Source organism: Citrobacter sp. Cpo109, from assembly GCF_030332565.1.
Taxonomy (GTDB): Bacteria; Pseudomonadota; Gammaproteobacteria; order Enterobacterales; family Enterobacteriaceae; genus Citrobacter; species Citrobacter portucalensis.
Window position 1 is genome coordinate 379,712 of sequence record NZ_JAOWHQ010000071.1, and the last position, 12,542, is coordinate 392,253.

Here is a 12,542-nt window from a genome sequence, read left to right on the forward strand (position 1 = left end):
TTTCCAGGAAACAACCATGAATATTCCCCACTGGTGGCAAAACGGCGTTATCTATCAGGTTTACCCCAAGAGTTTTCAGGACACCACCGGCAGCGGCACCGGAGATTTACGCGGCGTGACGCAGCGCCTCGACTATCTGCAAAAGCTGGGCGTTGATGCCATCTGGCTGACGCCGTTCTATATTTCGCCGCAGGTTGATAACGGTTACGACGTCGCAGACTACACGTCTGTCGATCCGGCCTACGGCACGCTGGAAGACTTTGACGAACTGGTGGTACAGGCGAAAGCACGCGGCATCCGTATTATTCTCGACATGGTGTTTAACCACACCTCAACCCAGCACGCCTGGTTTCGTGAAGCGCTGGATAAAGACAGCCCGTATCGTCAGTTTTATCTCTGGCGCGACGGCACGCCAGACTGCCCGCCGAATAACTGGCGTTCCAAGTTTGGCGGCAACGCCTGGGACTGGCACGCCGAAAGCGAGCAGTACTATCTGCACCTCTTTGCTCCGGAGCAAGCCGACCTGAATTGGGAAAACCCGGCGGTCCGCGCCGAGCTAAAAAAAGTCTGCGAGTTCTGGGCCGATCGCGGCGTGGACGGACTGCGCCTCGACGTGGTGAATCTTATCTCTAAAGACCAGGACTTCCCGAACGATCCCGACGGCGATGGACGGCGTTTTTATACCGACGGCCCACGCGCGCATGAATTTTTGCGTGAGATGAACCGCGATGTTTTTACCCCACGCAACCTGATGACGGTCGGCGAAATGTCATCCACCACGTTGGAACATTGCCAGCAGTACGCCGCACAAGATGGTAGCGAACTGTCGATGACCTTTAACTTCCACCACCTGAAAGTGGATTACCCCAACGGCGAGAAGTGGACGTTAGCAAAACCCGACTATATGGCGCTGAAAACCCTGTTCCGCCACTGGCAGCAGGGCATGCACAATCAGGCCTGGAACGCATTATTCTGGTGTAACCACGATCAGCCGCGCATCGTGTCGCGTTTTGGCGATGAAGGTAAATACCGCGTTCCGTCGGCCAAAATGCTGGCGATGGTGCTGCATGGCATGCAGGGCACCCCCTATATCTACCAGGGTGAAGAGATCGGTATGACCAACCCGCACTTCCGCCAGATTACCGATTATCGCGATGTGGAAAGCCATAACATGTTTGCCGCCCTGAACGGCCAGGGACGCGATGCGCAAGAGCTGCTGGCGATCCTCGCCAGTAAATCACGCGATAACAGCCGCACGCCGATGCAATGGGATGCCAGCAAACACGCGGGCTTCACCTGCGGCGAGCCGTGGATCAATCTGTGTGACAACGCGGCAGACATCAACGTGGCGGCTGCACTGAACGATACTGACTCGGTGTTCTACACCTATCAGAAGCTGATCGCATTGCGCAAAGCGGAGCCGGTTATCACCTGGGGCGACTACCAGGATCTGCTACCGGACAGCCCGCATCTGTGGTGCTATCAACGAGAGTGGCAAGGGCAGCGGCTGCTGGTCATTGCCAATCTGAGCGATACCTTCCAGAGCTGGCAGCCAGCCCAGACCGACGGAAACTGGCAGGTGCTGATGCACAACTATGCCGAGGTTGCCAGCCAACCTGGGGACATGACACTGCGTCCTTTTGAGGCCGTCTGGTGGTTGCAAAAATAGCTTGCAATTATGTTCAGGCCCGGTACGCATAGCGCTACCGGGCGTTGCTACATACGCTTAGCTTAGCTTCCTGTTTTTGTTGAATAATTAATCAGAATTTTCTGCCCACAATTTACAATCGCTGTACTGCCCGTCATCTGTACGCTCCGATTTTTACTTTGCGCTACATCAAATAAATCGTAAACATCCTTGATGCAAATCACTACATATAGAACTTAAAATGCACGCCGACCCAATATGTTGTATTAATCGACTACAATTGCTACAACTACAGTGCACCGTTTAACGGTGGAATTGTGGATAAAGTGGGTCAGGATTGCGGGAAGTCATTGGCCAGAGAGATGAATAAAGCCATGGCCGCTTCTCCAACCTCTGTGGATAACCTGTTCTTATAAATATGGAGTGATCATGACACCGCATGTGATGAAACGAGATGGCTGTAAAGTGCCGTTTAAATCAGAGCGCATCAAAGAAGCCATTCTGCGTGCAGCTAAAGCAGCGGGAGTCGATGACGCAGATTACTGTGCCACCGTCGCAGAAGTCGTTAGTAGCCAGATGAATGAGCGCAGCCAGGTCGATATCAACGAGATCCAGACAGCGGTAGAAAACCAGCTGATGTCTGGTCCGTACAAACAACTCGCCCGTGCGTACATCGAATATCGCCACGACCGTGATATACAGCGTGAAAAACGTGGCCGTCTAAACCAGGAAATTCGTGGTCTGGTTGAGCAAACCAACTCTGCTCTGCTGAATGAAAACGCCAACAAAGACAGCAAAGTGATCCCGACCCAGCGCGACCTGCTGGCCGGTATCGTCGCCAAACACTATGCACGTCAGCACCTGCTGCCGCGTGATGTCGTCCAGGCGCACGAGCGTGGTGATATTCACTATCACGATCTCGACTACTCTCCGTTCTTCCCAATGTTTAACTGCATGCTGATCGACCTGAAAGGTATGCTGACGCAGGGCTTTAAGATGGGTAACGCGGAGATTGAGCCGCCAAAATCCATCTCCACCGCGACGGCCGTCACCGCGCAAATTATTGCGCAGGTTGCCAGCCATATTTATGGCGGTACCACCATTAACCGTATTGACGAAGTTCTCGCACCGTTCGTGACCGAGAGCTTTAATAAGCATCGCAAAACCGCTGAAGAGTGGCAGATCCCAGATGCCGACGGTTATGCGCATTCCCGTACCGAGAAAGAGTGCTACGACGCATTCCAGTCCCTTGAGTATGAAGTGAATACCCTGCATACCGCCAACGGTCAGACGCCGTTCGTTACCTTCGGTTTCGGCCTGGGAACCAGCTGGGAATCGCGTTTGATCCAGCAGTCCATTCTGCGTAACCGCATTGCCGGCCTGGGTAAAAATCGTAAAACCGCTGTGTTCCCGAAACTGGTGTTTGCGATTCGTGACGGTCTGAACCACAAGTTTGGCGATCCGAACTATGACATCAAGCAGCTGGCGCTGGAGTGCGCGAGCAAGCGTATGTATCCGGACATCCTGAACTACGATCAGGTGGTTAAAGTGACCGGCTCGTTCAAAACGCCGATGGGCTGCCGCAGTTTCCTGGGCGTATGGGAAAACGAGAACGGCGAACAGGTCCACGATGGCCGTAACAACCTCGGCGTTATCAGCCTTAACCTGCCGCGTATCGCGCTGGAAGCTCATGGCGATGAAGCCACCTTCTGGAAACTGCTCGACGACCGTCTGATCCTGGCGCGTAAAGCGCTGATGACCCGCATTGCGCGTCTGGAAGGCGTGAAGGCCCGCGTTGCACCGATCCTGTATATGGAAGGGGCCTGCGGCGTGCGTCTGAAAGCAGACGATGACGTGTCTGAAATCTTTAAAAACGGCCGCGCGTCGATTTCTCTGGGTTACATCGGCATTCACGAAACCATCAACGCGCTGTTTGGCGACAAACACTTGTACGACAGCGAGCAGCTTCGCGCTAAAGCTATCGCCATTGTGGAACGTCTGCGTCAGGCGGTCGATCAGTGGAAAGACGAAACCGGCTACGGCTTTAGTCTGTACAGTACGCCAAGTGAAAACCTGTGCGATCGTTTCTGCCGTCTGGATACCGCCGAGTTTGGCGTGGTGCCGGGTGTTACCGACAAAGGTTACTACACCAACAGCTTCCACCTCGACGTGGAGAAAAAGGTTAACCCGTACGACAAGATCGATTTTGAAGCGCCGTACCCGCCGCTGGCGAACGGAGGCTTCATTTGCTACGGCGAGTACCCGAACATTCAGCACAACCTGAAAGCACTGGAAGACGTCTGGGATTACAGCTATCAGCACGTGCCGTATTACGGGACCAACACGCCAATCGATGAATGCTACGAGTGCGGCTTTACCGGTGAGTTCGAGTGCACCAGCAAAGGCTTTACCTGCCCGAAATGTGGTAACCACGACGCCGCACGCGTGTCGGTCACCCGCCGCGTATGCGGTTATTTAGGCAGCCCGGACGCTCGTCCGTTTAACGCCGGTAAGCAGGAAGAAGTGAAGCGCCGCGTTAAGCATTTAGGTAATGGGCAGATAGGTTAATTTCCGTTTGCAAAGGCCGTAGGCCTGATAAGACGCGATCGCGTCGCATCAGGCATCACAATGTTGCCGGATGCGGTGCAAGCACCTTATCCGGCCTACATGCTTTCTGGACACCCGCTATGCGCTACCATCAATACTATCCCGTCGATATCGTTAACGGCCCCGGCACTCGCTGCACCCTGTTTGTGTCGGGATGCGTGCATGAATGCCCTGGCTGCTATAACAAAAGCACCTGGCGACTCAATTCCGGCCAGCCGTTTACCAAAGAGATGGAAGACAAGATCATTGCCGATCTGAACGACACGCGAATCCCTCACCAGGGTATTTCGCTGTCCGGCGGCGATCCGCTGCATCCGCAAAACGTGCCGGATATCCTGCAACTGGTACAGCGTATTCACGCTGAGTGTCCGGGGAAAGATATCTGGGTGTGGACCGGCTACAAGCTTGATGAACTCAACGCCGCACAAATGCAGGTGGTGGATCTCATCAACGTGCTGGTCGATGGTAAATTTGTGCAGGATCTTAAAGACCCGGCACTGATCTGGCGCGGCAGCAGCAACCAGGTTGTACATCATTTGCGTTAATCGCTAAAGCCGTTTGTTTGCATCGTGATAAACGGCTGAATGTTCTCGCTTACCTACCGCGGCAACAAACACGACCACAACCTCATCCCGAACCTGGTACACCAGACGGAACCCGGACGATTTAAGCTTAATTTTCTAGCAGTCAGGAAGACCATTTAAACGGGCAGAGTCAATTCCGGGGTTCAACAACACGTCGGCCAACTTCTTCTTAAACTGAGCCTTCACCGTATCACCCAGTTTATGCCACTCTTTTAAGGCTCTCGGGTCGAATTCCAGTTCATAAGTCATCCAGACTAACCTTGATTCCCTTTTGCGGACTGGCAAGCCTTTCCCGGACTGTCTGAATGAGTGCATCTTCACTGTCGCTAAGGGTGACGGTTTTCACCGGCATGCGCCCCGTTTCCGCGACGTACTGAAACAGTAATCGCACAGCTTCCGTTGGAGTAATATTCAGTTTTTCCAGCACGGCATAAGCCTCATTTTTGAGTTTGTCATCCAGACGGACGTTCAGCGTGGCCATTATGCCTCCAGTAAAATCGAATGTGTAATGCAGTTTAGCATTACATTCGCATTACATCGAATTCTGGATAACGCCTCTCAAAAACGGCTCACACACTCCATCGCAACCGCTTTGAACTCGGTGAAATTGCGACACGCACAGAGTCGCGTCATCGCGCGTTCGCGCAGGAAGGTGACGAAGATATCGTAGATAGCCATCGCCTCTTCATATTCACTCTTGCTGATGGCGAGCAAGAAGATCACGTGGGCCGTTTCATCGCCCCAGGCGATACCCTGTGGGGCGAGGATGGTGTAGACCACCGTTTTCTTTGCCAGCAGACCAAGGGCGTGCGGCAAGGCAATGCTGTCACCCAGCATGGTGCTGACGATGGCCTCACGCTCAACCACCGAATCAAGAAACTCCGCGTCGACAAAACCTTCATCCTGCAACTGACGGCATAAGGTTTTGAACAACGTTTGTTGATCCATTGGCTCGTCAATCACACGAAAATGGGCGGCATCGAAGAATTTGTTCAACATCCACGGACGGGTTCTGTCGACCAGCACCAGTTTACCAATCTGCTCCAGCTGATAATCGGTAGGGAACGGCGCAATCATCACCACCGGTTTATCTTTTTCAGCAATCCGCGCGGTAGAGATGACAAAATCTTCGCTGATGCTTTCCCGCTGTTCGTAGTCGCGAAGCGTTACGGTATCGACGATCTCTATCTGCGGATACTTACGCGCCAGTACCGCTTCAATCATCCGCGCCATCGCATTTCCGGCATCGCATACCAGCAGAACCTTCGGCTGTCTCTGGTAACCGATGTTGTAACTACGCTCCAGCCCGACGCCAATATGCAGCACAAGGAAGCCAATCTCATTTTCACTGATGGTGTACGGCGTATATTTTCCCCATCCCGAGACGGCGGCCAGCGTCATGTCCCACGCCATGGGGTAGTGCTGTTTAATATTTTCCAGCAGCGGATTGGGGATCATTATCTGGTAACGCACCCGGGTGATCATCGTCTTAATATGCGTCAGCAGGTCAGCATGTAACTGTTTGTCATTCAACAGGTTGTAGTTGTACTGGCTGTTGATAAAACGCAGGATGTAATTGACCAACGCTTCATCATCATCCGCATTGATAGCACTGGGCGCGATCTCTTGTACCTGGCGGGCAGCAATATGCACCTGTAGCCAGTTTTCTTCGGAAACGGAAAGCGGTTTGTCTGCCAGGCGGTGCAATACCGCCGCGATTTCCCGCGTGGCCAGGCACACCGATTGATCGGCCTCTTCTGCGGCAAAATCCGGGAGTGGATATCCTTCGCTAATCCGCCGTACCGCCACCGCGCAGTACAAGCGTAAAAACAGCTCGCCCTCATCGGTCAGACGAATATGGAAACGGGCAAAAATGTCCTGCAAAACGGGTTGCAACTGTTCAGGGAGCCCCGCATTCAGCGCTTCTTGCGTCACTAACGGATGCTGCGGATCCTGCTGCGCCAGCGTCCACAGCAGATCGGTCAAACAGGCGCGGATCGCCATTTCGCTGCCGAACAGCTTCATGCCGTGACGGGGACGCGTTTCCAGCGTCAGATGATAACGTTGCAGATGCTCGCGCACCTCAGCCATATCGTTTTGCAGCGTCGCGCGGCTGATAAACCATTCATCAGCCAAATCTTCCAGCTTCAGCGAGAAAGCCGATGTCAGAAAACGCACCACCAGCCAGTGTATCCGTTCCTGGCTGGTGCGTGGGATGCGCAGCAACGTATTGGGCTGCTGCGTTTGCAGGGTGTGAAAGCTTGCCGGGTCGTCAATTTTGAGCTGATAACCATTACCCCGGCTGAGGACAAACTGTGCGCCGTACTGGGTGAGCAGCGCGTTTAGCGCGGTGATATCCGCCCGTACGGTGCGTGTGGAAACCGACAACCGCTGCGCCAGCTCGTCCTGCGGAAGCGCTTCGTTTTGCAACATGTCAAACAGCTGTGCTAAACGTTGGTTGGGGAATCGCACGTCAGTTTCCTCATCAGTCAGTTAGCCTACGCAGGCCCGGGTCATCGCCATCAGCTGGCGTACGTCGTCCGGACGAGTGTTACCACTCACCTTATCAATAATCGAACTATAGATGTGAGGAATGATTTTACTCACTCCGACATCGAGGGCAATTTGCAGGATTTCAGTGAAATTATCCAGATCGATACCGCCGGTTGGCTCCAGCCAGAAGTCATGACGGGCGCAGGCCTGCGCGACCGCAATGTACTCGTCACGGCATTGCAGGCCGCCCATCGGGAAGTATTTAATTGAGCTACCGCCCATGTCTTTGAGCAGCGCAATCGCGGTTTCTACCGGCACAATACCGTCCGGCGTCTGGCTGCTTAGCGGACCAGTGGAGATTTTCACCCTGCCCGGCGTGCCGGTTGGCGAGACCAGTCCGTTGACCACTGTCTCCTGCTGGCCCAGCAGCGCGCGACTGGTAGCCACGCCGGTGAAGACCTGATTGACATGTTGTGGCTGCACCTGACGGGAGATTTCACTGACCATCGCCGACTGGTTAGGATCGCCCGCCCCCAGCCCCACGGAGAGCGCATTGTCGATAAGGGCCGCGTATTCACGCATATCCGCTACCGCGCTTGCGACATCCGGGTAATTTTTTGACAATACGCCAACCAGCACGTGTCCTTCCGCCGCCGCATAAATATCTCGGGCATTTTCTTTGGAGCCTGCCAGCACGTTCAGGCAGACGCGGTCGCGATAAAAGTTAGGGGTCAGTTTCATGCATTTTTCTCCTGCGAAATCACTTCACCAATTCGACGGGCCACAATCTCCAGCTGCGCGCGATCGACACTGCGCACATCGGCTTCGATAATGCCTTCATTGGCTTTGTAACCACGGAAGTAAATCGCGTACTCCCCCTGTTTCAGCGCGTCGACCAGTTCCCCCGTGGCGATCCCGGTTACCGCTTCATCAAACTTAATTTCCGTGCGTGCGATGTCGCGCCCTGCACTATCCCACACCACGCGGGCGCTCACGCCGTTAAGCTGGTTCAAGGCATTAATGAACGGCGTCATTTTCTCGACCATCTCCGCGCCGCTCTCTTTCTGCGCGTTCAAATACAGTTCGATGGCGCAGGTCAGTCCAAGAATTCCCTCTTTGCCCACCTTCATCGCCCGGCCAATTCCCGCCGTCTGGCGCTTCACCCACTCAACGTACTGGGTTTTACCTATCACCAGACCGCTGGTTGGTCCTTCTATCGCCTTGGCGCCACTATAAATCACCAGATCTGCACCAACCCGGTAGTAGCACTGCAAATCCTCTTCCGCCGCCGCGTCCACGATCAACGGCAGATTATGCGTACGCGCCACCACCGCGGCCTGCTCCACGCTGAGCATACTTTTCTGGACGCAATGGTGAGATTTGATATACAGAATGGCCGCCGTACGCGGTGTAATGGCCGCCGCCAGCTGCGCCGCGGAACATTCGTTGGCATAACCGGCTTCCACTAACTTGCCGCCGCCAAGCGCCACCATGGTGCCTACCGGAGCGCCAAAGTTGACGTTGTGACCTCTGGGCAGCACGATTTCGTTGTTTTCAATGGGCGTGACGTGCAGGTTCTCCAGCAGCCAGTCGCTATCTTTAACCAATACGCCAGCCACCGACAGGGCGATCCCGGCCGAGGCGCAAGAGACAACCGTTGCCCCTTCCACTTCCAGTAATTTCGCGATGTAGTCGCCTGTTTTATTGACCAGGTCTTTCATCTCGAAATATTGGTTCATCCCCGCCATCGCGGCTTCAACCACTTCTGGTCGCGGCGTGGAAACGCCGAGCGCCGTCATGCGGCCGGAGGTATTAATCACCTGTTTTAAATCGTATTTCTCAAAAATCGAAGGCATGTTCCGCGCTCCCTTGTTCGGTCATATAGCCCTTGCCCGCACGTATTGCGGCAAGCGGCACCAGCAGTTGTTCAGCCTGCAGGCTGTCGTTTTCTGCATCTACCAGCACGGTTGGCTGGCGCTTAAGCGTAAAGAGGGTTAAATCGGCATCCAGACCGACCTGCAGCCGCCCCTTCTGTTTCAGGCGCAGACCATCGGCGGCATTGGCGGTAACGCACTCAATGACCTGCGGAAGCGACATCCCAATGGCGAGGAATTTCGACATCACATTCGCCAGGGAATGTACCGGGCCGCTGATACGGTTGCGGCAATAAATATCGGAGCTGATGGTGTGCGGCAAAATGCCCAGGCCGATCGCGCGTTTTGCCACCGCAAAGCTCAGGCTGGCGGTGCCATGCCCAACGTCCAGACGCACGCCACGTGAAATCGCCCGCGTCACTGACGCCCGCAGCTCGCCTTGCGGCGTCAGAATGCGATTCGGCTTACCGTTGTAACAGTGGGTAATGATGTCACCCGCGCTCAGGCGCTCAGCGATATCATCGAGATTCGGCGGGTTGTTGCCGATATGCACCATCAGCGGCAGGTCGCCGTTCTGTGCTTGCATCGCTTTGGCGCGATCCAGCGGCGTGATGCCATTTTCACCGACTACGCTGCTGCTCATACGTGCCTTCAGACCGACGATAAAATCAGGGTGGCGTTTCACCGCCTCTCGCACCGCATCAGCGTCAATATTGGCCATGTTGGCCAGCTCGTTCTGGGCGATAAGCCCCACGCGGGAGATATTCAGCAACGCGTACACTTCGGTCGCAGCTTCCCGGGTCAGGGTGTAAAAATCGTCGATGTCATCCGCCCCGGTGCTGCCCGCATCCACCACGGTAGTGACGCCGGTCGCAATACCGACGCTATCCGGCTGGTCGTGATAAATCGGGGATTTCGGGTAGCAATGAACGTGGGAGTCAATCCAGCCTGCGCTGACGTAGCACTCACCGCCCAGCTCGATGGTTTTCAGCGCCGGACCATCAACGTCACCCAACGCCGCGATCTTGCCGTCTTTGAGCGCAATATCGCTCACCGTATCGTCAACGAGGCGCGCACGGCGCAGGAGTAAATCAAACATGTCTCTCTCCTGTTGAAATGGGGGCGGTCGTGTAGGCCTGATAAGCGCAGCGCCATCAGGCGTCATTGTCGGATGGCGGCTGCGCCTTATCCGGCCTACAACGACACACCATCAACTAATGGCAATCGGGAAGATGGACCCGAGGATCATTGCGCCGAGGATCGCCCCGCCGGTAATCGGTTTTTGCCACAGGTAAAACAGCAGCGCACCCGCCAGAGAACCGATTCCGATAGGAATAGAAGCCGTCATCGCGCTGAGGATAATCAACGGTCCGAGGAAGCGTCCGGAGGCGTTACCGGCCCCCATCATGACGTCCGCACCGTAGGTCGAGTCGCTCTGGTTGATGGTGAACTTACGCGCCAGAATGATGATGTAGCCAATCGCCAGACCAATCACCAGACCGGTGACCAGCGAGGCGGCGAAGTTGGCGACCGGGAAGATAATGCCCGCGCCCAACAGCAGCGCCGGAACACCTAACCCGACTCCGGTCTGAATCGCCCCGCCGATATCCAAAATCCCCACCAGCGAACCTTCAATGATGCGGGCAAACAGGAAGCTTGCGCCAAATGCCGCCACCGCTCCGTAGGAGCCGGTATCCATTCCCGCCTTCAGCATCGCCACAAAAGCCACTTCGTTAAATGCGCCAATACCGTACAGGTAGTACATGTGTGTTCCGGCAAACACGCCAGAGGAGAGCAGGCCCACGAAGATCGGGAATGACCAGTCAGCGAACCAAAAACCTTTATTCTGTTCCATGATGACCTCCGTTATTTGCCGCTGAGCGAGTTGTGGATAAGTTCGAGCCAGTTAGGCACGGTCAGATGGAAGGATTCGATCATCTTCATGTCGAAGCCACGGAAGAAGCCGCTCAGGACAAACAGCGCGACGATAGCCACCATCATCACTTTAGTGACGTGGTTCCAGCCGCTCTCTTCAACACCTTTGCCGATCAGAATGCCGAGAACCAGACCCGGAACGGCGTTGCCCATAATCAGCTGCGCCGCGCCGCCAAAAACGGTGGCCCAGAAGCCGGATTTCTTACCAGCGTCGATCGCCGCCAGCCAGAAGATCACTGGCATCACGGTGTTAACCAGCAGGTTAGCCGCGGGCACCAGCACCTTGACGGCGGTAACTTGCAACGCTTCCGGTACGGATGATGCGGTGAGGTTCAGGAAGGTCACTACGATCATCCCGATAACGCCGCAGGCAATTGCCATGCGTTTGGGGTCGTGCAGCGTTTCACTGACGTTACGATTTTTAATCATCAGCGCGGCGGCGCCCCAGTTGGGGATGATGCGATGGTCGACGTCCTGCGTGAACGCCCCCGCCGCAACGGAGGAAGCCCAGGCATTAAAGAAGAAGCCCAGGCCGAACGAGAAGTGAGAAGCTGGATCTCCTTCGCAGGAATTCAGTTCTCCCAGAGTACGAAACGCGCCCATCCCTTGAGTGGTAGGCGCATGAAACATGCGTGCAGCCCCAGCGCCGACACCAACGCCAACCAATGCGCCGATGATGAGCGATTTTATTAATATTATCAGGAACATAATTATGCCTTTTAATAGAAAAATCAGCGTTGCGTAACGAAATCCACCTTGTCGAGATTGATGGCAGTCACGTTGACGGTCACGTCCAGCTCCACGCTGAAAGTGCGTCTTTCCCGGCGCAAAAAGAGGAATAAAAACGCCTCTTTACGCACCGATTCATGCGCTTGAACAACCTGCACATCCTGTGGCTCAATACGCAGTAAGATATGCGGCGACGCTTTCATCACCGCAGCCTGAACGTGGTTCAGGGCATCGGCAAAGGCGCGAGCTTTGGTCTCGCCCTTACCCGTGACTCTCACCGTGGTGGTGAATTGCTCTTTCATGCTTAAGCGCCGTATTTCTTTTGCCACGCCTGCACCAGGCGCTCGCCGAGCTCTTCTTTATCCATAAAGCCGAATCCCAGTACGTTGCACCCTTCGTTGATGGCGGTTACCCCTTCATCGACCGAGCGCATGCCGTATTTCGCCTTGTAGCCGTATTTGGTCTGCGCGGTAATCGCTCCCGCACCACCGCTGCCGCAAAACGAGATACCAAAGGTGGCGTTTTCCGCTTTCATCACGTCACCCAGCTTCATATCTGCTGCAACGCCCGGCACCACAACGGCACGGCCACCCGCTTTCTCTACGCCTGCCGCCACTTTCTGGCCTTTACCCAGACGATCGCCAATCACTACGGTAATCTGTTCCATCTTTT

Annotated in this window: 12 protein-coding genes and 1 pseudogene; 3 read left to right on the plus strand and 10 right to left on the minus strand. The window is 55.0% G+C overall.

The features are described from left to right. Positions 1-16: 16 nt before the first annotated feature. The 3 genes from treC (at position 17) to nrdG (ending at position 4,800) form a co-directional block, all read left to right on the plus strand. Positions 17-1,669, plus strand: coding sequence for an alpha,alpha-phosphotrehalase (gene treC, locus OGY71_RS22445; protein ID WP_003830361.1), 1,653 nt, complete (start codon positions 17-19; stop codon positions 1,667-1,669). Positions 1,670-2,077: 408 nt separating this feature from the next. Further along, positions 2,078-4,216 (plus strand): anaerobic ribonucleoside-triphosphate reductase, encoded by a 2,139-nt coding sequence (gene nrdD, locus OGY71_RS22450; protein WP_003830363.1) that lies wholly within the window; start codon positions 2,078-2,080, stop codon positions 4,214-4,216. A 119-nt stretch (positions 4,217-4,335) separates the two neighbouring features. Beyond that, positions 4,336-4,800 (plus strand): anaerobic ribonucleoside-triphosphate reductase-activating protein, encoded by a 465-nt coding sequence (gene nrdG, locus OGY71_RS22455; RefSeq protein ID WP_003830365.1) that lies wholly within the window; start codon positions 4,336-4,338, stop codon positions 4,798-4,800. A 3-nt stretch (positions 4,801-4,803) separates the two neighbouring features. Here the strand turns inward: nrdG and OGY71_RS22460 are convergent. From OGY71_RS22460 to OGY71_RS22505, 10 genes and pseudogenes are all read right to left on the minus strand, one after another. Further along, a pseudogene (locus tag OGY71_RS22460) lies at positions 4,804-5,088 on the minus strand (type II toxin-antitoxin system RelE family toxin). Beyond that, positions 5,078-5,320 carry a type II toxin-antitoxin system RelB/DinJ family antitoxin gene (locus OGY71_RS22465; RefSeq protein WP_003830370.1) on the minus strand — a complete coding sequence of 81 codons (243 nt, stop codon included), beginning with the start codon at positions 5,318-5,320 and terminating at the stop codon, positions 5,078-5,080. The pseudogene OGY71_RS22460 and the gene OGY71_RS22465 overlap by 11 nt, the downstream one beginning before the upstream one ends. Positions 5,321-5,397: 77 nt before the next feature. After that, positions 5,398-7,311, minus strand: a complete 1,914-nt coding sequence (locus OGY71_RS22470; RefSeq protein WP_126957084.1) for a BglG family transcription antiterminator — start codon at positions 7,309-7,311, stop codon at positions 5,398-5,400. Between the two features lie 21 nt (positions 7,312-7,332). After that, positions 7,333-8,073 carry a 2-dehydro-3-deoxy-phosphogluconate aldolase gene (gene dagF, locus OGY71_RS22475; protein WP_286605973.1) on the minus strand — a complete coding sequence of 247 codons (741 nt, stop codon included), beginning with the start codon at positions 8,071-8,073 and terminating at the stop codon, positions 7,333-7,335. Next, a complete protein-coding gene (locus OGY71_RS22480) occupies positions 8,070-9,188 on the minus strand; it encodes a DgaE family pyridoxal phosphate-dependent ammonia lyase (RefSeq protein WP_032942188.1) in 1,119 nt (372 codons plus the stop codon). Before OGY71_RS22480 ends, dagF begins: the two co-directional genes overlap by 4 nt. After that, positions 9,172-10,305, minus strand: a complete 1,134-nt coding sequence (locus OGY71_RS22485; RefSeq protein WP_003830377.1) for an amidohydrolase/deacetylase family metallohydrolase — start codon at positions 10,303-10,305, stop codon at positions 9,172-9,174. The genes OGY71_RS22480 and OGY71_RS22485 overlap by 17 nt, the downstream gene beginning before the upstream one ends. A 111-nt stretch (positions 10,306-10,416) precedes the next feature. Next, positions 10,417-11,061, minus strand: a complete 645-nt coding sequence (locus OGY71_RS22490; protein ID WP_003830379.1) for a DUF4310 family protein — start codon at positions 11,059-11,061, stop codon at positions 10,417-10,419. An 11-nt stretch (positions 11,062-11,072) separates the two neighbouring features. Further along, complete coding sequence (locus OGY71_RS22495) at positions 11,073-11,849, minus strand: DUF4311 domain-containing protein (protein ID WP_193134938.1); 777 nt, start codon at positions 11,847-11,849, stop codon at positions 11,073-11,075. 23 nt (positions 11,850-11,872) lie between these two features. Next, positions 11,873-12,172 (minus strand): DUF4312 family protein, encoded by a 300-nt coding sequence (locus OGY71_RS22500; RefSeq protein WP_003830382.1) that lies wholly within the window; start codon positions 12,170-12,172, stop codon positions 11,873-11,875. A gap of 2 nt (positions 12,173-12,174) precedes the next feature. Next, complete coding sequence (locus tag OGY71_RS22505) at positions 12,175-12,537, minus strand: SFCGS family glycine-rich protein (RefSeq protein ID WP_008786042.1); 363 nt, start codon at positions 12,535-12,537, stop codon at positions 12,175-12,177. Positions 12,538-12,542 lie beyond the last annotated feature (5 nt).

Excerpts from the sequence above, each read along its gene's own strand:
- treC (WP_003830361.1), top strand. The coding sequence starts at position 17 with ATGAATATTCCCCACTGGTGGCAAAACGGCGTTATCTATCAGGTTTAC.
- nrdD (WP_003830363.1), top strand. The coding sequence starts at position 2,078 with ATGACACCGCATGTGATGAAACGAGATGGCTGTAAAGTGCCGTTTAAA.
- nrdG (WP_003830365.1), top strand. The coding sequence starts at position 4,336 with ATGCGCTACCATCAATACTATCCCGTCGATATCGTTAACGGCCCCGGC.
- OGY71_RS22465 (WP_003830370.1), bottom strand. The coding sequence starts at position 5,320 with ATGGCCACGCTGAACGTCCGTCTGGATGACAAACTCAAAAATGAGGCT.
- dagF (WP_286605973.1), bottom strand. The coding sequence starts at position 8,073 with ATGAAACTGACCCCTAACTTTTATCGCGACCGCGTCTGCCTGAACGTG.
- OGY71_RS22480 (WP_032942188.1), bottom strand. The coding sequence starts at position 9,188 with ATGCCTTCGATTTTTGAGAAATACGATTTAAAACAGGTGATTAATACC.
- OGY71_RS22485 (WP_003830377.1), bottom strand. The coding sequence starts at position 10,305 with ATGTTTGATTTACTCCTGCGCCGTGCGCGCCTCGTTGACGATACGGTG.
- OGY71_RS22490 (WP_003830379.1), bottom strand. The coding sequence starts at position 11,061 with ATGGAACAGAATAAAGGTTTTTGGTTCGCTGACTGGTCATTCCCGATC.
- OGY71_RS22495 (WP_193134938.1), bottom strand. The coding sequence starts at position 11,849 with ATGTTCCTGATAATATTAATAAAATCGCTCATCATCGGCGCATTGGTT.
- OGY71_RS22500 (WP_003830382.1), bottom strand. The coding sequence starts at position 12,172 with ATGAAAGAGCAATTCACCACCACGGTGAGAGTCACGGGTAAGGGCGAG.
- OGY71_RS22505 (WP_008786042.1), bottom strand. The coding sequence starts at position 12,537 with ATGGAACAGATTACCGTAGTGATTGGCGATCGTCTGGGTAAAGGCCAG.